This is a genomic window from Saccharothrix algeriensis (genome assembly GCF_016907655.1).
In the GTDB taxonomy this organism is placed as follows: domain Bacteria; phylum Actinomycetota; class Actinomycetes; order Mycobacteriales; family Pseudonocardiaceae; genus Actinosynnema; species Actinosynnema algeriense.
Genome location: NZ_JAFBCL010000001.1, coordinates 545816 through 566235, shown reverse-complemented (window position 1 = coordinate 566235; position 20420 = coordinate 545816). Strand labels below are relative to the sequence as shown.

Genomic DNA, 20420 nt, shown 5'->3' with positions numbered 1-20420 from the left:
CGCTCAGCCCCCGGCCATGTCCCGCACCAGCAGGGCCACGTGCAGCGACAGGACGGACTCCGGGTCCTCCAGCGAGACGCCGAGCACCTGCTCGATGCGGGCCAGCTGCTGGTAGTAGGCGGTGCGCGAGAGGTGGGCGGCGGCGGCCGCGGCGGACTTGTTGCCGCCGTGCTCGCAGTAGTGGCGCAGCAGCTCCACCAGCCTGCTGCCCTGGCCGTCGTCCCGCGCGACCAGGGCGCCCAGCTCGCGGTCGGCGAACGCCCGCACCCGCTCGTCCTCGCGCAGCAGGTGCAGCAGCCCGCGCAGCCGGACGTCGTCGAGCCGGTGGTAGAGGCGGGTGCCCGGCGACCGCAGCGCCGCGCCCGCGACGTGCGCGGCCTCGGCCAGGCTGCGCCGCACGTCCGGCAGGGCGGACACGGTCGTGCCCACGGCGATCACCACCGGCAGCGGGTGCGGCGTCGCGGCGGCCGTGCGGTGCACCTCGCGGGCCAGCCGGCGCAGCACCCCGTCCATCCCCGCCGCCGGCGGCAGCGACAGCAGCGCCCGCACGCTCGTGTCGTCCACGACCCCGACCAGCGCGGGCACGGTCACCCGGCGGGTCGCCGTCGCGGTCGCCTCCGCCAGGTCGCGCAGCACCTCCTGGGTCGCCAGCGCCTGCGCGGGCGCGGCGGCGGCCCCGGGCCGGATGGCGACGCCGACGAGCTGGCGCCGCTCCAGCGGCACGCCCAGCGCCGCCGCCCGCGTCGGCAGGTCCTGCGGCGGGCGGTCGAGCAGCTGGGTGAGCAGGGTGCGGTGGGTCTGCCGCTCCAGCGACTCCCGGTCCCGCGCCACCAGCCGGTGCACGGCCAGCGCCGACGCCGCGCGCTCGGCCACCACCACGTGCCGGTGCGGCGGCGGCTCGGGCGACAGCAGCACCAGCCGGCCCCAGTCCGCGCCGCGCGCGCCGACGACGGTCACCAGCCAGCCCGCGCCCCCGTGGTAGGCGGTCCGCTCGGGCGCCGTCACCGCCCGCGAGCGGGCGCCCCAGTCGGCCAGCAGCGAGGTCGGGTCCTGCCCGGCTGCGTCGTAGGCCAGCACGTCGTGCCCCAGCGTCTCCAGCACGACCGGCAGGCCGGAGGTGCGGGCCACCTCGCGCAGCACCTCGGCGGGCTCGGCGCCGGCGACGGTGAGCGCGGTGAACGCCTCGTGCACCTGCTCGGCCGCCCGCAGCTCGGCCAGCTGCGCGTCCACGATCAGCGCGACGACTGCCTCGGTGACCGACACGAACCGGGTCTCCCGCGCCAGCACCACCAGCGGCAGGCCGTGCCGCTCGGCGGCGGCCACCAACGCGCCCGGCACCGCCTCGCTCCACCGCCGCACCAGTTCGACGACCAGCCCGGCGGCGCCCACCGCCGCCAGGTCCGCCACGTAGCTGGCCAGCCCCTCGGGGTCCTCGGGCAGGGCGATGCCGGTGGTCAGCACCAGTTCGCCGCCGCGCAGCAGGTGGGCGATGTCGGCGATCTCGGCCGCGTGCACCCAGCGGACCCGGCGCCCCAGGCCGGCCGCGCCCGCGACGACGCGCGGCTCGCCGCGCTGGACCACCGGCAGGGCGAGCGCTTCGGCCACCGTGGGGTACATGGACACACCGTAATGCGATCAGCCGAAAAGCGGTACAGGTTGTCCATGGCGGTGGCGTGCGGTCCCGACCAGACTCCTGCACCAGGACGCCCTGTCGAGGAGGACGCGATGGCACCAGAACGCGGGCACGCCGAGCTGCTGGCCCGGCACCGGGCCGTGCTGCCCGAGTGGCTGGCCCTCTACTACGAACAGCCCATCGAGCTGGCGAGCGCCGCGGGGCGGCGGGTGACCGACCGCGAGGGCCGCACCTACCTCGACTTCTTCGCCGGCATCCTGACCAACGCGATCGGCTACGACGTGGCCGAGATCAGCGACGCGGTCCGGGCCCAGGTCGACACCGGCGTGCTGCACAGCTCGACGCTGTACCTGATCCGGTCGCAGGTCGAGCTGGCGGAGCGGATCGCGGAGCTGTCCGGCATCCCGGACGCGAAGGTGTTCTTCACCAACTCCGGCACCGAGGCCAACGAGACGGCGCTGGTGCTGGCCACCCGGTTCCGCCGCAGCGACCAGGTGCTGGCGCTGCGCAACTCCTACCACGGCCGGTCGTTCGCGAGCATGGCCGTCACCGGCAACCGGGGCTGGTCGGCGTCCTCGCTCAGCCCGCTGAAGGTGGGCTGGGTGCACGGCGGCTACCGCTACCGCAGCCCGTTCCGGGACCTGTCCGACGCCGACTACGTCAAGGCGTGCGTGGCGGACCTGCGCGAGGTGATCGAGACGACCACGGCGGGCGACGTGGCGTGCATGCTGGCGGAGCCGATCCAGGGCGTCGGCGGGTTCGCCACGCCGCCGGACGGGTTGTTCCGCGCGTTCAAGGAGGTCCTCGACGAGTACGGCATCCTGTTCGTCTCCGACGAGGTGCAGACCGGGTGGGGCCGCACGGGCGGGCACTTCTGGGGCATCCAGGCGCACGGCGTCACGCCGGACGCGATGACCTTCGCCAAGGGGCTGGGCAACGGCCTGGCGATCGGCGGCGTGGTCGCGCGGGCCGAGCTGATGGACTGCCTGACCGCCAACTCGATCTCCACCTTCGGCGGCAACCCGGTGTCCACGGCCGGCGCGCTGGCGACGCTGGACTACCTGCTGGACAACGACCTGCAGGCCAACGCGGCGAAGATGGGCGAGCGGCTGCTCGACGGGCTGCGCGCGCTCGCGCGGGACCGCCCGGCGGTCGGCGACGTGCGGGGCAAGGGCCTGATGGTCGGCGTCGAGCTGGTCGGTCCGGGCGGCGAACCGGACCCGGCGGCGGCGGTGGCGGCGCTGGAGGGCGCCCGCGAGCGCGGGCTGCTGGTGGGCAAGGGCGGCCTGTACGGCAACGTGATCCGGCTGGCGCCGCCGATGACCGTGACGGAGGACGAGGTGGCCGAGGCGCTGGGAATCCTGGGGGCGGTGCTGTGAGGATCACCCACCGGATCGGCGGGAAGCCCTGGGCGGGCGAGGCCGCCCGCGGCGGCGAGGTCTACGACCCGGCCACCGGCCGGGTCGCGGCCCGGGTCGACTTCGCGACCGCGGCGGTCGTGGACGAGGCGGTCGGGGCGGCGCGCGCGGCGTTCTCCGACTGGCGCGACGCCTCCCTGGCCAAGCGGGCGAACGTGATGTTCGCCTTCCGCGAGCTGCTCAACGCCCGCAAGGACGAGCTGGCCGCGATCGTGACCGCCGAGCACGGCAAGGTGCTGTCCGACGCGGCGGGCGAGGTGCAGCGCGGGCTGGAGGCGGTCGAGTTCGCCTGCGGCATCCCGCACCTGCTCAAGGGCGGGTTCAGCGAGAACGCCTCCACGAGGGTCGACGTGTACTCCCTGCACCAGCCGCTGGGCGTGGTCGGCGTGGTCTCGCCGTTCAACTTCCCGGCCATGGTGCCGCTGTGGTTCGTGCCCAACGCGATCGCGTGCGGCAACGCGGTGGTGCTCAAGCCGTCGGAGAAGGACCCGTCGGCGGCGGTGTTCCTCGCCGAGCTGTTCGCCGAGGCCGGGCTGCCCGACGGCGTGCTCAACGTCGTGCACGGCGACAAGGAGGCGGTGGACCGCATCCTGGAGCACCCGGACGTGAAGGCGGTGTCGTTCGTCGGCTCCACGCCGATCGCCCGCTACGTCTACGAGACCGGCACGCGGCACGGCAAGCGCGTGCAGGCGTTGGGCGGGGCCAAGAACCACATGGTGGTGCTGCCCGACGCGGACCTCGACCTGGCCGCCGACGCGGCGGTCTCGGCGGGGTTCGGCTCGGCGGGGGAGCGGTGCATGGCGATCTCGGTCGTGGTGGCCGTCGACCCGGTGGGCGACGACCTGGTGGCCCGGATCGGGGACCGCATCGCCCGGCTGCGCGTCGGCGACGGCCGCCGCCCCGGCTGCGAGATGGGGCCGCTGGTGACCGGGGCGCACCGCGACCGGGTGGCGTCCTATGTGGACGCCGGTGTCGCGGAGGGCGCCGAGCTGGTGGTCGACGGGCGCGGGCACCCGGTCGACGGTGACGCGAACGGCTTCTGGTTGGGCCCCACGCTGTTCGACCGCGTGGGCACCGGCATGTCGGTCTACCGCGACGAGATCTTCGGCCCGGTGCTGTCGGTGCTGCGGGCGTCGTCGTACGACGAGGCGGTGGCGGTGGTCAACGCCAACCCCTACGGCAACGGCACGGCCGTCTTCACCAACGACGGCGGCGCGGCGCGGCGGTTCCAGAACGAGGTCGAGGTCGGCATGGTCGGCGTGAACGTGCCGATCCCGGTGCCGGTGGCCTACTACTCGTTCGGCGGCTGGAAGGACTCCCTGTTCGGCGACTCGCACGCCTACGGCCCGGAGGGCGTGCACTTCTTCACCCGCACCAAGGTCGTCACCGGCCGCTGGCCCGACCCGTCGCACGGCGGCGTCAACCTCGGGTTCCCGCGGAACACCTGAGCGCGCGGTCCACCGGTCCCCGCGCGGGACCGGTGGACCGGCCGCGGGTGGTCAGGACGACCGCGCGGCCAGGGACTGGGGGAGCGGGTCGTAGCGGCAGAAGCGGCGGGTGTAGGTGCCGGTGCCGGAGGTCAGCGAGCGCAGCTCGACTGCGTACCGCAGCAGCTCCGTCGACGGCACCTCGGCGCGGATCACGGTGCAGCCCGCGGTGTCGGCCTCGGTGCCGAGCACCCGCCCGCGCCGCCCCGACAGGTCGCCCAGGACCGTGCCGAGGTGCTCGTCGGGCAGCCGGATCGACACCTCGTCCAGCGGTTCCAGCAGGGCGGTCCGGCCGTTGGCCGCCGCGTCCTTGAGCGCGAGCGACCCCGCGGTCTGGAACGCGGCGTCGGAGGAGTCCACCGAGTGGGCCTTGCCGTCGACCAGCGTCACGCGCACGTCCACCACCGGGTGACCGGCCTGGAGCCCGCGGTCGAGCTGCGCGCGCACGCCCTTCTCGACGCTGGGGATGAACTGGTGGGGCACCGCGCCGCCGACGACCCGGTCGACGAACTCGAACCCCGAGCCGCGCGGCAGCGGCTCCACCACGATGTCGCACACGGCGTACTGCCCGTGCCCGCCGGACTGCTTGACGTGCCGCCCGTGCCCCTTGGACGGCGCGGCGAAGGTCTCCCGCAGCGCCACGCGCACCGGCTCGGTGTCGACCTCGGCGCCGCCGGCGCGCAGCCGGGCCAGCACGACGTCGGCGTGCGCCTCGCCCATGCACCACAGCACGAGCTGGTGGGTCTCGGCGTTGCGCTCCAACCGGAGCGTGGGGTCGCCCGCGACCAGCTTGCCGAGGTTGCGGGCGAGGTTGTCCTCGTCGCTGCGGCTGCGCGGCACGACGGCGACCGGCAGCAGCGGCTCCGGCATCTCCCACGGCTCGACCAGCAGCGGCTTGTCCGGCGCGGACACCGTGTCGCCGGTCTCGGCGGAGCCGAGCTTGGTCAGCGCGCACAGGTCGCCCGCCACGCAGTACGGCACCTCGCGCAGGTTCGCGCCCAGCGGTGAGTAGACGTGCGCGACCCGTTCGTCCGCGTCGTGGTCCTCGTGCCCGCGGTCGGCCATCCCGTGCCCGGACACGTGCACCGGGCGCTCGGGCCGCAGCGTCCCGGAGAACACCCGCACCAGCGACACCCGGCCCACGTAGGAGTCGACGGCGGTCCGCACGACCTCGGCGACCAGCGGCCCGTCCGGGTCGGCGGCCAGCCGGGGGTGCGGGATCCCGTCCACGCCGGTGACCTCGGGCAGCGGGTGCTCCAGCGGCGAGGGGAACGCCCGCGCCACCCCGTCGAGCAGTTCGGGCAGGCCGGCGCCGGTGAGCGCGCACACCGCCAGCACCGGGTGGAACGAGCCGCGCGCGACGGCGGTCTCCAGGTCGGCGACCAGCGTGGCCTGGTCGACCTGTTCGCCGCCGAGGTAGCGGTCCATGAGGGTCTCGTCCTCGCTCTCGGCGATGATGCCCTCGATCAGCGCGTTGCGCTGCTGCTCGTACCGGGGGTCGTCGGTGGTGAGCAGGTTGACCAGCCCGTCGTCGCCGGGCAGGTAGAGCGGCACGACCCCGGCGCCGAACGCGGCCTGGCACGAGGCGGTGGCAGCCGCCACGTCGGCCCGGTGGTGGTCGGTCCGGGCGAGGACGACGGCCCGCGGCATCCCGACCGCCGCGCACTCCTCCCACAGCGCCACGGTCGCCGCGTCGACGCCCTCGGCGGCGCTGACGACGAACAGGGCGGCGTCGGCGGCGCGCAGCCCGGCCCGCAGCTCGCCGACGAAGTCCGCGTACCCCGGCGTGTCGATGAAGTTGATCTTCACGTCGCCGTGGCGGACCGGCGCGACCGCCAGCCCGACCGACCGCTGCTGCCGGACGGCGGCGGGGTCGTGGTCGCACACGGTGTTGCCCTCGGTGACCGAACCGGCGCGGGTGAGCACGCCGGTCGAGGCGAGCAGGGCCTCGGTGAGCGTCGTCTTGCCGGACCCGGACGGGCCGACCAGCACGACGTTGCGGACCTTGGCCGGGTCGTCCACAGCGACCGCGCCTGCCGAGGGGCCGTTGTCGGAGCTCCTGGTTCCCATGGGACCACCCTCCACAAGTGTTTAGTGTTCGATCTCACACCCGTGAAGCCGAAGGGACAACCCCAGGCCGGCATACCCAACCCGCGAGGAGGAACCCCCGGGGGTCGGGCCCGGCGTCGCCGGCGTCAGCGCACCCGCTCCAGGAACCGCCGCTGCTCGTCGAGGTAGCCGTCCACGAACACCGAGCGCGGCGCCGCGACCGCCACCACCGCCGTCAGGGCGGCGCCGCGGTCGGCGGGGGTGAGGTCGTGCGCGCCCTCCGGGTGGCGGGCCACCTCCACCCGGCGCACCAGCCGCCGGTAGGTCGCCTCGGTGTCGGCGACGTCCACGTTCAGGTCGCGCCCGCCGAGCACCAGCAGCACCGGCACGGTGACCTGCGCCAGGTCGGCGGAGGCGTCGGACTCGTGGTTGGCCAGGATGAACCGCCACCGGTCGGGGGTGAGGTCCGTCGCGCCCACCGCCGCCCGGTACTGCTCGAACGTCGACCGGCGGCGCAGGTGGTCCAGCGTCGCCTCCCGCCGGGCGAGCGCGGCGTCGACCTCCTCGGCGGGCGCCCCGCGCTCCCGCAGCTCCGCGAGCAGGTTGAACCGGCCCTGCTCGTGCCAGTTGACGGCGGGGGAGACGGCGATCAGGAACTTCACGCCCGGGTGCCGCGCGGCGGCGGGCAGCACCCAGCCCGCCTGGCTGGCGCCCCACAGCCCGATCCGCGCGGGGTCGATCTCCGGCCGGGTCCCCGCCCAGGCCACGGCGTCCAGGACCTCGCGGGTGCGGTCGGCCATGGTCTGGTGCAGCCAGTTGCCCGGGGCGCCGGCCACGCCCGGCTTGTCCCACGACAGCGAGGCGTACCCGGCGCGGGCGAACGCCTCCCACAGGGGCCGGTAGAACGTCTCGTGGGTCGCGTCGACCGGCCCGTCGCCGTGCACGAACACCACCAGGCCGTGCCGGTCGCCCGACTCCGGCAGGGCGAGCACGCCCCGGAGGTCGCCGATGCTCACGCGTTCCTCGCGCAGGTCGTAGGTGTTCTGGTGGACGACCCAGCCACCGCACCCGAGCAGCACCACCAGCACGCCGATCAGCCACCGCTTCACCACTACCCCCTTGAAACTATCGTCCTCGATACGAACGTAGTAGATTTGAACACATGGACGTCGAGGTGCCCACGCGCACGGTGGTCGAAGCCCTCGTGCAGGAGGACGGCTCGGTCGACGCCGCCGAGCTGTACGAGGTCGCGGACGCGCTCGGGATGAGCGACCAGCAGGTGCGGCTGTGCGTGAAGCGGTTGGTGGCGGAGGGGAAGTTCACCGTCGAGGGGCGCGGCCGGCGGGCCGTGCTGCGGATGACGCCGCAGGCGCTGCGGGCCGCCGAGCCGGACGTCGAGTTCGTCCGCTTCATGTACCGGCAGGACGCCGGGGAGGTGGACTGGGACGGCAGGTGGCACCTGGTCGCGTTCGCCGTGCCCGAGGCGCAGCGACCCGCCCGCGACGCCCTGCGCGACGCCATCGTGCGGTGGGGCGGCGCGCCGCTGCACGGCGGCCTCTACGTCTCGCCGCACGAGTGGGAAGACCTGGTCGGGGGCGAGGCCGAACGGCTCGGCGTGGCGCCCTCGCTCACCTTCCTGACCAGCTCGGACCTGCGGGTCGGCGGCGAGGCGTCACCGGCGGCGCTGGCCGCCCGGCTGTGGCCGCTGGACGCGGTCGCCGAGCGCCACGAGCGGCTGGCGGAGGTGGCGCGGGTCCGGCTGCGGCGGTTGACCGAGGGCGCGTCGCGCACCGACCTGCTGCGGATCGCGGTGGAGCTGGCCGCCGAGTTCACCCGGGCCGTGGAGCCCGACCCGCTGCTGCCGCCCGTGCTGCTGCCGCGCCCGTGGGTCGGCGCGCAGGCGCGCCTGCTGGTGGCCCGCTGCTGGGCGGCGCTGGCCGACCGGGCGGCCGGGCTGCCCGTCCTGTTCCGCACCTACGACGACGCCGTGCGAGTGGTCCGCTGACGCCTCGGCGCACCGGGGCCGGCCGGCTCCACCCCCACCGGGTCGGTGGGTGGCGTAGGCCACTACCTGCGGTGGAGGGTCGAGTGGACTGCTGAGAACGTGCCGGATTGGCCTGCTTGGGCGGTCCACGTGCGCCGTACGATTGGCCTTGGCAAGTCCACAGACTCGAAAGGTTCGCCGTGACCACTTCATCCGACTCCGGCACACCCGTCACCGGCACCGCCCGCGTCAAGCGCGGCATGGCGGAGATGCTCAAGGGCGGTGTGATCATGGACGTGGTGACGCCCGAGCAGGCCAAGATCGCCGAGGACGCGGGCGCGGTGGCCGTGATGGCGCTGGAGCGCGTGCCCGCCGACATCCGCGCGCAGGGCGGCGTGTCCCGGATGAGCGACCCCGACATGATCGACGGCATCATCTCGGCGGTGTCCATCCCGGTGATGGCCAAGGCCCGCATCGGGCACTTCGTCGAGGCGCAGGTGCTCCAGGCGCTCGGCGTGGACTACGTCGACGAGTCCGAGGTCCTCACGCCGGCGGACTACGCCAACCACATCGACAAGTGGCAGTTCACCGTGCCGTTCGTGTGCGGCGCGACGAACCTCGGCGAGGCCCTGCGCCGCATCACCGAGGGCGCGGCGATGATCCGCTCCAAGGGCGAGGCCGGCACCGGTGACGTCTCCAACGCCACGATGCACATGCGCAGGATCCGCGCGGAGATCCTGCGCCTGCAGAACCTGCCCGCCGACGAGCTGTTCGTCGCGGCGAAGGAGCTGCAGGCCCCGTACGAGCTGGTGCGGGAGGTCGCGGAGGCCGGCAGGCTGCCCGTCGTGCTGTTCACCGCCGGCGGCATCGCCACCCCGGCCGACGCGGCGATGATGATGCAGCTGGGCGCCGAGGGCGTGTTCGTGGGCTCGGGCATCTTCAAGTCCGGCAACCCGGCGCAGCGCGCGGAGGCCATCGTGAAGGCGACGACCTTCTACGACGACCCGGACGTGCTCGCGAAGGTGTCGCGCGGGCTGGGCGAGGCGATGGTCGGCATCAACGTGGACGAGATCCCCCAGCCGCACCGGCTGGCCGAGCGGGGCTGGTGAGGGTCTCCGGTCGACGTCCTGCCGGGGATCCCGGCAGGACGTGCCCCGCCTGACCGACCATCGCCCTTTTGCGGCTTTGCACGCACGAGCACCACACGGCAACGCAGTGCACGAAGCAATGCCGCACCTAGTGCGCATACCGGTTGCTTCGTGTTCTCCTCCCCGTACGGCCTGGGCGCAGCCCGATCAGTTTCGTCCGGGGGTGTCAAGCACGCTTTACCGCTTGACACCCCCGGACGAAACTGATTGCCTTCGGCAGGCCGTACGGGGAGGAGAACACGACCGCTCTTTCTTTTCCTCCTCCTTGGGGGCCTCTCGGCCGCTCTTCTTACTGGGATCGCGCACGGATCCAGGTGATAATGGTGCGGTACTGCCCGAGGCTGAAGGGATTAAAAGAGTCCTCGCCGGACAGGCAGGCCGCCAAGGAGGAGGAAGAGCAAGAGCGGTCGTGTTCCCCCCGCATGACCTGTCAAAGACGACCATGCTTTCTTGGGGGGTGCAAGCGAAAAGCGTGCTTGCACCCCCCAAGAAAGCATGGTAGCCCTCCGGGCAGGCCATACGGGGAGAACACGAAGGCACCGGACTGCACGGGGCGTGCCAAACCCCAAAAACCACGATTCGCGAGCTGAAGTGGTGGTCGGGTCGTGCAGCCGGTGTCTTCGTGGTTGGGTGCGGTCAGGAGACGGGGTACAGCTCGATCTCCGCCTCGTGCCCGTGCGCTCTCGCCAGCTTCCCGTCGCAGGTCACGAGCGGGACGCCGAGCTGTTCCGCCGAGGCCACGTAGAACGCGTCGTAGGCGGATACGGTGTGGCGGATGGCCCAGGCGCGGTGCCTGAGCGGTTGGTGGCCGAGTCGGGTGATGGGCGCGTCCCAGATGTTGCCCATCACGAACTGCGCCTGCTCCGAGTCGAGCACGCCACTGCGGTGCAGCCGGTGAACCACCTTCTGCACTTCCACGTCGAGGAGTTCCGGAGCTGCGACCTGCCCGACGAAGAGTCGTTGCGCCAGTTTGGTGTTGGGCTTGGGGTTGACGAACAACTCGATGAGCGCTGAGGTGTCGACCACCGCGGTGAAGTTCATTCGTCCTCCTCGCGGGCCGCGCGGACGACTTCGGCGAGGGCCTCGCCGTCGATGTCCCACGGGCGGGGCCAGCTCCGCTGGTAGACCTCGGCCATCGTCGGCGTGCGGGTCACCTCGACGAGGAGTTCGCGGACGTAGTCGTCGAGCGGCACCGAGCGGGCACTCGCCCTCGCCCGGAGGATCGCGACCACCTCGGCGGGCACGTCCGGGACGGTCATCTGGGCGGGCACGTCCGGCGGGTCGGTGGGTTCCGGCTTCGGGGCGTCGCTCACCCCGTCGAGCGTAGGTGGTGCGGTTGCTGTTCTCACGTCCCGGCCATCGGGTTATTCCTGATTGATCGACATCCCTCGAACGGGTGTTCTAGATGTGTTCCATCACGAGCACCACGGACGTGCCCGGCTCCAGGGCGGCGCAGGTGTGGGGCAGGTCGCCGGGGTAGAGGAGGTAGTCGCCCGGTCCCAGTTCGAGCGGTTCGCCCCGCGGCCCCGCCAGCACGCGGCCCCGGCTGACGATCATGTGCTCGACGGTGCCCGCCATGTGCGGCTCCGACTCGCGCGGGGTGCCCGGTTCCAGGTCGAGCAGGTAGATGTCGCGCCGGGCGCCCGGCGGGCACGAGGCCAGCAGCTTGGCCGCGTAGTGGGCGCGCTCGGAGTGGACCGCGGGCCCCTCGCCCGCCCGGATCACCCGGACCCGGGTCGCCGGCGGCTCGACCAGCCGGCTGAACGGCACGCCCAGGGCGACGCCCAGCGCCCACAGGGTCTCGACGCTCGGGTTGCCGCTGCCGGCCTCCAGCTGCGACAGCGTCGACTTGGCGATCCCCGCCCGCTTGGCCAGCTCGCTCAGCGACAGCCCGACCCGCTCGCGCTCGCGCCGCAGCGAGGCCGCGATGACCGCGAGCGGCGCCCCTGTGTTCGGCATGACAGTCCAATCGTTCGCCTTGACGAACAGCCTTGACCCTGTCCATCGTAGGAGACGATGCGTTCGATCTGGCGAACCCTGGACTCCCGGCTGCTGCGCGACATCGCCGCGGTGACGGCCGGCGCCGCGGTGAACGGCGCCTCGTTCGGCGCGATCTCCGTCGCGGCCGGGCTGCCCTGGTGGCTGCCGGTCGTCATGTCGCTGCTCGTCTTCGCGGGCGGGGCGCAGTTCATGGCGGTGGGGATCGTCGCCGCCGGCGGCAGCCCGGCCGCCGCCGTGCTCGCCGGGCTCGTGCTCAACGCCCGGCACCTGCCGTTCGGGCTGGCGGTCGGCGAGGTGCTCGGGCGCGGGCTGCTCGCCCGCCTCGTCGGCAGCCACCTGCTGATCGACGAGACGGTCGCGTTCGCGCTCGCCCAGCGCGACCCGGCCAAGGCCCGCGCCGCCTACTGGGCCTGCGGCACGTCGCTGTTCCTCGCCTGGAACCTCTCCTGCGTCGCGGGGGCGCTGGTGGGGCAGGCGATCGGCGACCCGGCGGCGTTCGGGCTCGACGCGGCGTTCCCCGCGGCGCTGCTCGCGCTGACGCTGCCCGCGCTCAAGGACCGCCGGACCCGCCACGCCGCGCTGCTCGGCTCGGCCGTCGCCCTCGCCGCCACGCCGTTCCTGCCCGCCGGCCTACCGGTGCTGCTCGCCCTGGTCGGGCTGGTCGTGGCCGCCCGCAGGCAGGAGGTCCGGGCATGACGTTGGCCGCCGTCCTGGTGCTGGCGGCCGGGACCTACGCGTTCCGGCTGGCCGGCCCGCTGCTGCGGGACCGCCTCGCGCTGCCCGACCGGGCCCGGGAGCTGCTGTCGATGTCGGCCACGGTGCTGCTGGTCGCGCTGGTGGCGACGTCCTCGCTGACCAGGGGGCAGGGGTTCGCCGGGTGGGCGCTGCCGATCGGCGTGCTGGTCGGCGGCCTGGCCGCGTGGCGCAGGGCGCCGTTCGTGGTCGTCGTCGTCCTCGCCGCGGCCACCACCGCCGGGCTGCGCCTCCTCGGCCTCTGAAACCCGGCCGGGCCCGCGGGGGCCGGGGGTCAGGAGGGGACGTACGGGCGCAGGCGCACGGTCAGGGCGGACCGGTCGCGGTCCACGGTGGGCTCGGCGTCGCTGCGCTTGCCCGCCAGCACGTCCTGCACGAACCGCGCCACCGCGCGCGGTGGCGGCACCAGCGGCACGCCCAGGTGCGCCAGCACGTGCGGCGGCTCGCTGGGCCGGGTCTCCACCGCGATCGACCAGCCGTGCTCCTCGCTCCACACCAGCATCAGGTCGCGGTCGCGACCGCCGCCCAGCGCGAGGTACGCGGTCGCGGTGTCGCTGACCTCGTACTCGGTGCCCTCCGGCGGGACGCCGACCTGGTCGGCGACCGCCCGCACGTACCCGGCCAGTCCTTCGGTCAGCTCGTCCATGCGGACCATTGTGGCCCTACCGGGCGATGATCGGCGCGTCCAGACGGCTCTCCGGGATGCCGAAGGCGTCCACCAGCCGCCGCGCGTGCGGCCGGATCCCGGCGCACAGCTCGTTCACGGCCTGCGTCACCGCCTTGGACCGCGCGGGGGTGAGCCGGCCGTGCTCCAGGAACCACGCGCGGTCCGCTTCGACGGTGCTCAGCGCGTACAGGTCGCACACCCGGCCCAGCAGCGCGGCCGTCGGCTCGTCGTCGCACCGGGCCAACGCCGCCACGAACGCCTCCAGCACCACCCGGTCCACGTGCACCCGCGCGGCGTGCAGCAGGTGGTCCTGGGCGGCGTTGAACACCTCGAACGCGTTCTGCGGCGTCGCCCGCCGCAGCCGCCGCGCCAACCCCTCCACCACGTGCCGCTCGCGGTCCTCGAACTGGCGCAGCTGCCAGCCGCGGTCCAGCAGCGCGTCGGAGCTGCCGCCGGCCAGCCGGTCGACGACGGCCCGCGCCGCGGTCCGCTCGATGACCGCGCCCACGAACTGGTCGGCGACGAACCGCGCCATGCCCCACGGGTCCAGGTCGCCGACGTGGTCGCGGTAGCTGGTCAGCAGGCCCTTGGCGACCAGTTGCAGCAGCACGGTGTTGTCGCCCTCGAACGTGGTGAACACGTCCGTGTCGGCCTTCAGCCCGGCCAGCAGGTTCTCCGCCAGGTACCCGGCGCCGCCGCACGCCTCCCGGCAGGTCTGGATGGTGGCCGTGGCGTGCCAGGTGGCCACCGCCTTGAGGCCCGCCGCCCGCGACTCCAGCTCCCGCCGGCCGCGGTCGTCGGCCACGTCGTGCAGCGCCGACACCAGCTCCTCCTGCGCGAAGTGCAGCGCGTAGGTGGTGGCCAGGGCGGGCAGCAGCCGCCGCTGGTGGGCGAGGTAGTCCAGCACGACGACCTCCTCGTCGCCGCCCGGCCGGGTGAACTGCCGCCGCGCCAGCCCGTACCGGACGGCGATCGCCAGCGCCCGCTTCGTCGCGCTGCCCGCGCCGCCCGCGACGCTGATCCGGCCGCGCACCAGCGTGCCGAGCATGGTGAAGAACCGCCGCCCGTCGCCCTCGACGGGGCTGGAGTACACGCCGTCGGGGGAGACCGACCCGTAGCGGTCCAGCAGCGCCGAGCGCGGCACGCGCACCCCGTCGAAGGACAACCGGCCGTTGTCGACGCCGTTCAGCCCGGCTTTCGGACCGCAGTCCTCGATGGACACGCCGGGCGCCGGCGCGCCCGAGGCGTCGCGGATCGGCACCAGCAGCGCGTGCACGCCGTGGGCCTCGCCGCCGGTCACCAGCTGCGCGAACACCACCGCCATCCGCCCGTCGCGGGCGGCGTTGCCGATGTAGTCCTTGCGCGCGGCCTCGTCCGGCGTGTGCACGACGAACTCCCGGGTCGCCGGGTCGTAGGTGGCCGTGGTCCGCAGGTTCTGCACGTCCGACCCGTGCCCGGTCTCGGTCATGGCGAAGCAGCCCGGCAGGTCCAGGCTCATGATCCCGGGCAGGTGCTCGTCGTGGTGCCGCCGGGTGCCCAGCGCCTGCACGGCCCCGCCGAACAGCCCCCACTGCACGCCCGCCTTGACCATCAGCGACAGGTCGCCGAACCCGAGCACCTCGAACGCGACCACCGACCCGCCGACGTCGTCCTGCCCGCCCTGCTCGGCGGGGAACCCGATCAGCGCGTGCCCGCCCTCGGCCAGCGCGTGCAGCTGCTCCAGCACCCACGCCCGGTACTCCTCGCGCCCCGGGTCGACGGGGGTCGGCTCCAGCTTGGCGAGCAGGTCCACCGCGTTGCGGCGCAGCGTCGCCCAGCGGCCGTCGAGCAGGTCACGGAGTGCGTCAGGCATGGCCATTGCCTAACACACCGCGCCGCGCGCCGCCCGGCGGTCAGGGCCGGCCCCCGCCGATGACGTGGACGGGCGGCACGGCGTGCTTGCGGACGTGCTGGAACACCAGGTTGGTGTGCAGCTCGCTGACCTCGCGCCGGGTGGTGAACCGGTCGAGCACCAGCCGCTGGAGGTGGGCGGTGTCGGCGACGGCCACGTGCACCAGGAAGTCCTCCGGCCCGGCCACGTGCGAGGCCGACAGCACCTCCGGCAGCGACAGCACGTACTCCAGGAACGGCTCCACCACGGCCCGCGTGTGCGGCCGGACCCGCACCGCGATCACCGCCTGGACGGGCCGGCCGATCGCGGCGAGGTCGACCTCCGCGTGGTAGCCGGTGACCACCCCGCGCTCCCGCAGCGCCCGGTGCCGGACCACGCAGGTGGAGGCCGCCACGTTGACCCGGTCCGCCAGGTCCTTGTTGGGCAGCCGCGCGTCGTTCTGCAACTCCCGCACGATGGCGGCGTCGATCGAATCCATCCCGGAGAACCCCCTTGTCCGCCGAACAGCCTGCGGAATCATCGCCGCAACGCCGAGGGGAAGTCCACGATCCGACCATGAAGCGGTTGCGGACGACGGCGGTGCACGGCGGGCGGGACGACCTGGCGGGGCTCGGGGTGCACGCGCCGCCGATCGACCTGTCGACCACCTACCCGGTCCCGGACCAGGTCGAGGGCGGCCTCGCGCTGCAAGCCCTCGCCGAGGGCGCGCCGCGGGCCGGCTCGTCGGTCTACGCGCGCCTGCACAACCCGACCGTGGCCCGGTTCGAGGAGGCGCTGGCCGCCCTGGAGCGCACCGAGGCGGCCGTCGCGTTCGGCAGCGGCATGGCGGCGGTGACCGCCGTGGTGCAGGCGGCGTGCGTGCTCGCGGGCAAGCCGCACGTGGTCGCGGTCCGACCGCTCTACGGAGGCACCGACCACCTCCTGTCCTCCGGGCTGCTGGGCGTGCGCACCACCTACGCCGCGGCCGACCGGGTCGCCGAGGCCGTCACGCCGGACACCGGCCTGGTCGTCCTGGAGACCCCGGCCAACCCGAACCTGGACCTGGTCGACATCGCCGAGGTCGTCGGCGGGGCGGGCGCGGCGCCCGTGCTGGTGGACAACACCTTCGCCACGCCCGTGCTGCAGAACCCGGCCACCGCCGGCGCGGCCTACGTCCTGCACTCGGGCACCAAGTTCCTCGGCGGGCACGGCGACGCGCTCGGCGGTGTCGTGGCGTGCGCGCGGGACCGGGCCGCGGCGCTGCGCCGGGTCCGGGTCGTCACCGGCGCGGTCCTGCACCCGCTGGGCGGCTACCTGCTGCACCGCGGCCTGGCGACGCTCCCGCTCCGCGTCGAGGCCGCCCAGCGGTCCGCGACCGACCTCGCCGCGCGCCTGAGCGGGCACCCCGCCGTCGGCCTGGTGCGGCACCCGAGCCTGCCCGGCGCGGACCCGCGCGGCCTGCTCGGCGCCCAGCTGCGGGGGCCGGGCGCGGTGCTGGCGTTCACCACCCGGGAGGACCCGGCGGCCGTCGTCCGGCGCCTGCGCCTGGTCACGCCCGCGGTGAGCCTCGGATCGGTCGACACGCTCGTCGAGCACCCGGCGGCGCTGACCCACCGGCTGGTGCCGGGCGCGGACCGGGCGGCCTGCGGCGTGCCGGACGACCTGCTGCGGCTCAGCGTCGGGCTGGAGGACGTCGAAGACCTCTGGGAAGACCTCGACCGGGCACTGTCGGGTGACTGTGAGGGTGATTACATCAAGCCTTCCTCAACCCGCGCGCGACCGCTCACCGGGAGCCGCTAACGTCCCGCGACCATGAACGAGCAGAGGGCGGTGGAGCCGGACGCCGACGGCTACACCAAGGCGCTGACCAAGCGCCAAGTGCAGATGATCGCCATCGGCGGCGCCATCGGCGTCGGGCTCTTCCTGGGCGCGGGCGGGCGCCTCGCCCAGGCCGGACCCTCGCTCGTCTTCGCCTACGCAGCCTGCGGGATCGCGGCGTTCTTCGTCATGCGCGCGCTGGGCGAGCTGGTGCTGCACCGGCCCACCGCGGGCAGCTTCGTGGAGTACGCGCGCGAGTTCATCGGGCCGTGGGCCGGGTTCACCTCGGGCTGGATGTACTGGGTGAACTGGGCGATGACCGGCATCGCCGAGATCACCGCCGTGGCCATCTACGTGCACCGCTGGCTGCCCGACCTGCCGCAGTGGGTCACGGCGCTGGTCGCCCTCGGCGTGCTCGTCGTGATCAACCTGCTCTCGGTGAAGCTGTTCGGCGAGCTGGAGTTCTGGTTCAGCGTCATCAAGGTCACCGCGATCGTGGTGTTCCTGTTCACCGGCTTGGCCCTGGTTATCGGCAGCGCCGACGTCGGCGGCCACGAGGCGGGCGTGCACAACCTGTTCGGCAACGGCGGCATGTTCCCCGCCGGCGTCGGCATCGCCCTCATGACGCTGCAGGCGGTGATCTTCGCGTACTCGGCGATCGAGCTGGTCGGCATCGCCGCCGGCGAGACCGCCAACCCGCGCCAGGTGCTGCCCAGGGCCATCAACGGCGTGGTCTACCGGATCGGCGTCTTCTACGTGGGCTCGGTGCTGCTGCTGGCGATGCTGCTGCCGTGGAACGCCTACAGCGGCGCGGAGAGCCCGTTCGTCACGGTGTTCTCCGCGCTGGGCATCGCCGGCGTCGGCGACGTGATGAACGCCGTCGTGCTGACCGCCGCGCTGTCCTCGTGCAACTCGGGCCTGTACTCCACCGGCCGCATCCTGCGGTCGCTGGCGCAGAAGGGCGAGGCGCCGGCGTTCACCGGCCGGATGAACTCCCGGCACGTGCCCTACGGCGGCATCCTGTTCACCTCCGTCGCCTACCTGGCCGGCGTGGTGCTGAACTACGTCGTGCCCAAGGAGGCGTTCGACATCGCCATCGCGATCGCCTCGCTCGGCGTGGTCGCTACCTGGGCCACGCTCATCGTCTGCCAGCTGCGCCTGCGCGCGGCGGCGCTGCGCGGCGAGGTGGAGCGCCCCTCCTACCGGATGCCCGGCGCGCCTTACACCGGCTACGCCACGCTCGGGTTCCTGGCGCTGGTCATCGTGCTGATGGCGTTCGCGGGCACCGCCGAGCGCATCGCGTTCTGGTCCATCCCCGTGCTCGCCCTCGTGCTGTTCCTGGGCTGGCGGGCCGTCGGGTCCCGCCGGGCGCGGGCCGGCGGCCACGTCGCGGTGGGTGACCGGCGCGGTGGGTGACCGGCGCGGCGGACCGGTCGCCTAGGCTGGTGGCAGCTCATCCCGGGAGGAAGTCCAGCCGTGTCCGTCGTCGGTGTCCTCGCCCTGCAGGGCGACGTCCGTGAACACCTCGTCGCCCTGGCCGAGGCCGATGCGCTGGCCCGCCCCGTCCGGCGGCCCGAGGAGCTGGCCGAGGTCGACGGGGTGGTGCTGCCCGGCGGCGAGTCGACCGCGATCAGCCGGCTGCTGACCGCGTTCGAGCTGCTGGAGCCGCTGCGCGAGCGGATCGGGGAGGGGATGCCCGCCTACGGCTCGTGCGCCGGCATGATCCTGCTGGCCGACGAGGTCCTCGACGGCCGGCCCGACCAGCACCAGCTGGGCGGGCTGGACGTCGTGGTGCGCCGCAACGCGTTCGGCCGGCAGGTGGACTCGTTCGAAGCGGACCTGGACTTCACCGACGTGGGCGACGTGCACGCGGTGTTCATCCGGGCCCCGTGGGTGGAAAGCGCGGGGGAGGGCGTGGAAGTGCTCGCCCGGGTCCCCGATTCCGCGGCGGCCGGGGACGCCGCCGGTAGGATCGTCGCGGTTCGGCAGGGGCACGTGCTCGCCACCTCGTTCCACCCGGAACTGACCGGCGACGGGCGCGTGCACCGCCTTTTCGTGGACATGGTCCGTGCCGCGGGCTGAGTATCAGACGGAGGACGAATGAGCGGCCACTCGAAGTGGGCGACCACCAAGCACAAGAAGGCCGCAATCGACGCCAAGCGCGGCAAGCTCTTCGCTCGGCTCATCAAGAACATCGAGGTGGCGGCCCGCACCGGGGGCAGCGACCCGGACGGCAACCCCACCCTGTACGACGCCATCCAGAAGGCCCGCAAGAACTCGGTGCCGCTGGACAACATCGAGCGCGCGCGCAAGCGGGGCGGCGGTGAGGAGGCGGGCGGCGCCGACTGGCAGACCATCATGTACGAGGGCTACGGCCCCAACGGCGTGGCGGTCCTGGTCGAGTGCCTGACCGACAACCGCAACCGCGCGGCCTCGGAGGTCCGCACGGCGATGACCCGCAACGGCGGCAGCATGGCGGACCCGGGCTCGGTGTCCTACATGTTCACCCGCAAGGGCGTGGTGATCGTGCCCAAGGGCGACCTGGCCGAGGACGACGTGCTGATGGCGGTGCTCGACGCGGGCGCCGAGGAGGTCAACGACCTCGGCGAGAGCTACGAGGTGGTCAGCGAGGCCGGCGACCTGGTGGCGGTGCGCAAGGCGCTGCAGGACGCGGGCTACGACTACGAGAGCGCGGAGGCGAACTTCCTGCCGTCGGTCTCGGTGCAGCTGGAGGCCGAGGGCGCGCGGAAGGTCTTCAAGCTCATCGACGCCCTGGAGGACTGCGACGACGTGCAGAACGTCTATGCGAACTTCGACGTCTCCGACCAGGTCATGGCCGAGGTCGACGCCTGACCCGACCCGAACGGTGACGACCGCGCGGCGCGCGCCTCCCGCGGGAGGCGCGCGCCGCGCGGTCCGGGAGGGGCCGCCCGGCCGCCGCGGTGGCGGTCCGCGACCGGGCGTGCGCCCGGTCACCCGGTCGGGGAGGGCACAATGTCGGGCGTGACGAGTCCCGCGTTGACCCCCCAGGAAGCGAAGCTCCGCGACTGGCTGTTCGACCAGGCCGAGCGCCACGGCCACGCGGTCGTCACGGTGCCGGAGGACGCCGAGGGCGCTCAGTACGCCTTCTCCGTCGGGGCGTGGCGCCGGTTCGGCGTGGCCGAGGCGGTGGTCATCGGCCTGCCGCCGGAGATGGCCGAGGTGCTGCTCCGGGCCTACGTCGCGCGCGCCCGCCAGGGGGAGCGGTTCGTCCCCGGCAAGCTCCACCACGACTTCTTCGACGGCGTCCCGGTCACCTTCGAGCGCGTCTTCAAGGGCTTCTACCCGGAGTTCTTCGGCAGCGCCTTCCTCCTCTACGGCAAGGGCGACTTCCCGGCCGTGCAGATCATCCTGCCCACCACCGACGGCCGCTGGCCGTGGCACCCCGACGCGCCGGCGGGCTTCGCCGACTGGCAGCTGGTGCTCACCGAGAGCGGCCGGCCGGAGAGCTGGGTCCCGGGGCACGACGGTCCCTGATCGGCGGTTCCCCGGCGGGCAGCGCGGCAGCGCCCCCGGCAGCGGTCACCACCCGCGCGTCCGGCGTCGACCGGTC

The 20420-nt window shown here is 73.7% G+C and carries 20 protein-coding genes; 11 read left to right on the top strand and 9 right to left on the bottom strand.

What is annotated here, in order from left to right:
- Nucleotides 1–3: 3 nt before the first annotated feature.
- Nucleotides 4–1617, bottom strand: coding sequence for a PucR family transcriptional regulator (locus tag JOE68_RS02215; protein WP_204840680.1), 1614 nt, complete (start codon nucleotides 1615–1617; stop codon nucleotides 4–6).
- A 108-nt stretch (nucleotides 1618–1725) separates the two neighbouring features.
- On the opposite strand from JOE68_RS02215, the gene JOE68_RS02210 reads away from it, so the two are divergent.
- Complete coding sequence (locus JOE68_RS02210) at nucleotides 1726–3012, top strand: aspartate aminotransferase family protein (protein WP_204840679.1); 1287 nt, start codon at nucleotides 1726–1728, stop codon at nucleotides 3010–3012.
- Nucleotides 3009–4499, top strand: a complete 1491-nt coding sequence (locus JOE68_RS02205) for a CoA-acylating methylmalonate-semialdehyde dehydrogenase (RefSeq protein ID WP_204840678.1) — start codon at nucleotides 3009–3011, stop codon at nucleotides 4497–4499. Before JOE68_RS02210 ends, JOE68_RS02205 begins: the two co-directional genes overlap by 4 nt.
- Before the next feature lie 51 nt (nucleotides 4500–4550).
- Here the strand turns inward: JOE68_RS02205 and JOE68_RS02200 are convergent, their stop codons facing one another.
- Both JOE68_RS02200 and JOE68_RS02195 read right to left on the bottom strand, forming a co-directional pair.
- Nucleotides 4551–6608, bottom strand: a complete 2058-nt coding sequence (locus JOE68_RS02200) for an elongation factor G-like protein EF-G2 (protein ID WP_204840677.1) — start codon at nucleotides 6606–6608, stop codon at nucleotides 4551–4553.
- 125 nt (nucleotides 6609–6733) lie between these two features.
- A complete protein-coding gene (locus JOE68_RS02195; RefSeq protein ID WP_204840676.1) occupies nucleotides 6734–7696 on the bottom strand; it encodes an alpha/beta hydrolase family protein in 963 nt (320 codons plus the stop codon).
- Between the two features lie 53 nt (nucleotides 7697–7749).
- On the opposite strand from JOE68_RS02195, the gene JOE68_RS02190 reads away from it, so the two are divergent.
- Both JOE68_RS02190 and pdxS read left to right on the top strand, forming a co-directional pair.
- The gene (locus JOE68_RS02190; RefSeq protein ID WP_204840675.1) at nucleotides 7750–8592 is read left to right on the top strand and encodes a PaaX family transcriptional regulator C-terminal domain-containing protein; all 843 of its coding nucleotides are present in this window, start codon (nucleotides 7750–7752) and stop codon (nucleotides 8590–8592) included.
- A gap of 179 nt (nucleotides 8593–8771) precedes the next feature.
- Nucleotides 8772–9680, top strand: a complete 909-nt coding sequence (gene pdxS / locus JOE68_RS02185) for a pyridoxal 5'-phosphate synthase lyase subunit PdxS (RefSeq protein WP_204840674.1) — start codon at nucleotides 8772–8774, stop codon at nucleotides 9678–9680.
- A gap of 675 nt (nucleotides 9681–10355) precedes the next feature.
- Here the strand turns inward: pdxS and JOE68_RS02180 are convergent.
- From JOE68_RS02180 to JOE68_RS02170, 3 genes are all read right to left on the bottom strand, one after another.
- A complete protein-coding gene (locus JOE68_RS02180; protein ID WP_204840673.1) occupies nucleotides 10356–10760 on the bottom strand; it encodes a type II toxin-antitoxin system VapC family toxin in 405 nt (134 codons plus the stop codon).
- Complete coding sequence (locus JOE68_RS02175; RefSeq protein WP_204840672.1) at nucleotides 10757–11032, bottom strand: hypothetical protein; 276 nt, start codon at nucleotides 11030–11032, stop codon at nucleotides 10757–10759. The genes JOE68_RS02180 and JOE68_RS02175 overlap by 4 nt, the downstream gene beginning before the upstream one ends.
- An 88-nt stretch (nucleotides 11033–11120) precedes the next feature.
- Nucleotides 11121–11678 carry a helix-turn-helix domain-containing protein gene (locus JOE68_RS02170; protein ID WP_204840671.1) on the bottom strand — a complete coding sequence of 186 codons (558 nt, stop codon included), beginning with the start codon at nucleotides 11676–11678 and terminating at the stop codon, nucleotides 11121–11123.
- Between the two features lie 57 nt (nucleotides 11679–11735).
- Between JOE68_RS02170 and JOE68_RS02165 the strand changes: the two genes are divergently transcribed.
- Nucleotides 11736–12416 (top strand): AzlC family ABC transporter permease, encoded by a 681-nt coding sequence (locus tag JOE68_RS02165; protein ID WP_204840670.1) that lies wholly within the window; start codon nucleotides 11736–11738, stop codon nucleotides 12414–12416.
- A complete protein-coding gene (locus JOE68_RS02160) occupies nucleotides 12413–12718 on the top strand; it encodes an AzlD domain-containing protein (protein WP_204840669.1) in 306 nt (101 codons plus the stop codon). The genes JOE68_RS02165 and JOE68_RS02160 overlap by 4 nt, the downstream gene beginning before the upstream one ends.
- 29 nt (nucleotides 12719–12747) lie before the next feature.
- Here JOE68_RS02160 and JOE68_RS02155 read toward each other — a convergent pair whose 3' ends face one another.
- The 3 genes from JOE68_RS02155 to JOE68_RS02145 are packed head-to-tail and all read right to left on the bottom strand — an operon-like array spanning nucleotide 12748 to nucleotide 15509.
- Complete coding sequence (locus tag JOE68_RS02155; RefSeq protein ID WP_239562094.1) at nucleotides 12748–13119, bottom strand: DUF6292 family protein; 372 nt, start codon at nucleotides 13117–13119, stop codon at nucleotides 12748–12750.
- Nucleotides 13120–13135: 16 nt separating this feature from the next.
- Nucleotides 13136–14992 carry an acyl-CoA dehydrogenase family protein gene (locus JOE68_RS02150; RefSeq protein WP_204840667.1) on the bottom strand — a complete coding sequence of 619 codons (1857 nt, stop codon included), beginning with the start codon at nucleotides 14990–14992 and terminating at the stop codon, nucleotides 13136–13138.
- A 40-nt stretch (nucleotides 14993–15032) separates the two neighbouring features.
- Nucleotides 15033–15509 (bottom strand): Lrp/AsnC family transcriptional regulator, encoded by a 477-nt coding sequence (locus JOE68_RS02145; RefSeq protein WP_204840666.1) that lies wholly within the window; start codon nucleotides 15507–15509, stop codon nucleotides 15033–15035.
- Between the two features lie 77 nt (nucleotides 15510–15586).
- Here JOE68_RS02145 and JOE68_RS02140 point away from each other — a divergent pair, with 77 nt between their 5' ends.
- The 5 genes from JOE68_RS02140 to JOE68_RS02120 all read left to right on the top strand — a co-directional run bounded on the left by JOE68_RS02140 (nucleotide 15587) and on the right by JOE68_RS02120 (nucleotide 20344).
- Entirely contained in the window at nucleotides 15587–16810 is a 1224-nt protein-coding gene (locus JOE68_RS02140; protein WP_204840665.1) for a trans-sulfuration enzyme family protein, read from the top strand.
- A 12-nt stretch (nucleotides 16811–16822) separates the two neighbouring features.
- Nucleotides 16823–18244, top strand: a complete 1422-nt coding sequence (locus JOE68_RS02135; protein WP_204840664.1) for an amino acid permease — start codon at nucleotides 16823–16825, stop codon at nucleotides 18242–18244.
- 60 nt (nucleotides 18245–18304) lie between these two features.
- On the top strand, nucleotides 18305–18910 hold the full coding sequence (gene pdxT, locus JOE68_RS02130) for a pyridoxal 5'-phosphate synthase glutaminase subunit PdxT (RefSeq protein WP_204840663.1): 606 nt from the start codon (nucleotides 18305–18307) through the stop codon (nucleotides 18908–18910).
- Between the two features lie 18 nt (nucleotides 18911–18928).
- Nucleotides 18929–19681 carry a YebC/PmpR family DNA-binding transcriptional regulator gene (locus tag JOE68_RS02125; protein WP_204840662.1) on the top strand — a complete coding sequence of 251 codons (753 nt, stop codon included), beginning with the start codon at nucleotides 18929–18931 and terminating at the stop codon, nucleotides 19679–19681.
- A 141-nt stretch (nucleotides 19682–19822) separates the two neighbouring features.
- Entirely contained in the window at nucleotides 19823–20344 is a 522-nt protein-coding gene (locus tag JOE68_RS02120; RefSeq protein WP_204840661.1) for a DUF4262 domain-containing protein, read from the top strand.
- Nucleotides 20345–20420: the final 76 nt, after the last annotated feature.

Excerpts from the sequence above, each read along its gene's own strand:
- JOE68_RS02135 (WP_204840664.1), top strand. The coding sequence starts at position 16,823 with ATGAACGAGCAGAGGGCGGTGGAGCCGGACGCCGACGGCTACACCAAG.
- JOE68_RS02200 (WP_204840677.1), bottom strand. The coding sequence starts at position 6,608 with ATGGGAACCAGGAGCTCCGACAACGGCCCCTCGGCAGGCGCGGTCGCT.
- JOE68_RS02190 (WP_204840675.1), top strand. The coding sequence starts at position 7,750 with ATGGACGTCGAGGTGCCCACGCGCACGGTGGTCGAAGCCCTCGTGCAG.
- JOE68_RS02160 (WP_204840669.1), top strand. The coding sequence starts at position 12,413 with ATGACGTTGGCCGCCGTCCTGGTGCTGGCGGCCGGGACCTACGCGTTC.
- JOE68_RS02180 (WP_204840673.1), bottom strand. The coding sequence starts at position 10,760 with ATGAACTTCACCGCGGTGGTCGACACCTCAGCGCTCATCGAGTTGTTC.
- JOE68_RS02215 (WP_204840680.1), bottom strand. The coding sequence starts at position 1,617 with ATGTACCCCACGGTGGCCGAAGCGCTCGCCCTGCCGGTGGTCCAGCGC.
- JOE68_RS02210 (WP_204840679.1), top strand. The coding sequence starts at position 1,726 with ATGGCACCAGAACGCGGGCACGCCGAGCTGCTGGCCCGGCACCGGGCC.
- JOE68_RS02140 (WP_204840665.1), top strand. The coding sequence starts at position 15,587 with ATGAAGCGGTTGCGGACGACGGCGGTGCACGGCGGGCGGGACGACCTG.
- JOE68_RS02120 (WP_204840661.1), top strand. The coding sequence starts at position 19,823 with ATGTCGGGCGTGACGAGTCCCGCGTTGACCCCCCAGGAAGCGAAGCTC.
- JOE68_RS02145 (WP_204840666.1), bottom strand. The coding sequence starts at position 15,509 with ATGGATTCGATCGACGCCGCCATCGTGCGGGAGTTGCAGAACGACGCG.
- JOE68_RS02170 (WP_204840671.1), bottom strand. The coding sequence starts at position 11,678 with ATGCCGAACACAGGGGCGCCGCTCGCGGTCATCGCGGCCTCGCTGCGG.
- JOE68_RS02165 (WP_204840670.1), top strand. The coding sequence starts at position 11,736 with ATGCGTTCGATCTGGCGAACCCTGGACTCCCGGCTGCTGCGCGACATC.
- JOE68_RS02125 (WP_204840662.1), top strand. The coding sequence starts at position 18,929 with ATGAGCGGCCACTCGAAGTGGGCGACCACCAAGCACAAGAAGGCCGCA.
- JOE68_RS02155 (WP_239562094.1), bottom strand. The coding sequence starts at position 13,119 with ATGGACGAGCTGACCGAAGGACTGGCCGGGTACGTGCGGGCGGTCGCC.
- JOE68_RS02150 (WP_204840667.1), bottom strand. The coding sequence starts at position 14,992 with ATGCCTGACGCACTCCGTGACCTGCTCGACGGCCGCTGGGCGACGCTG.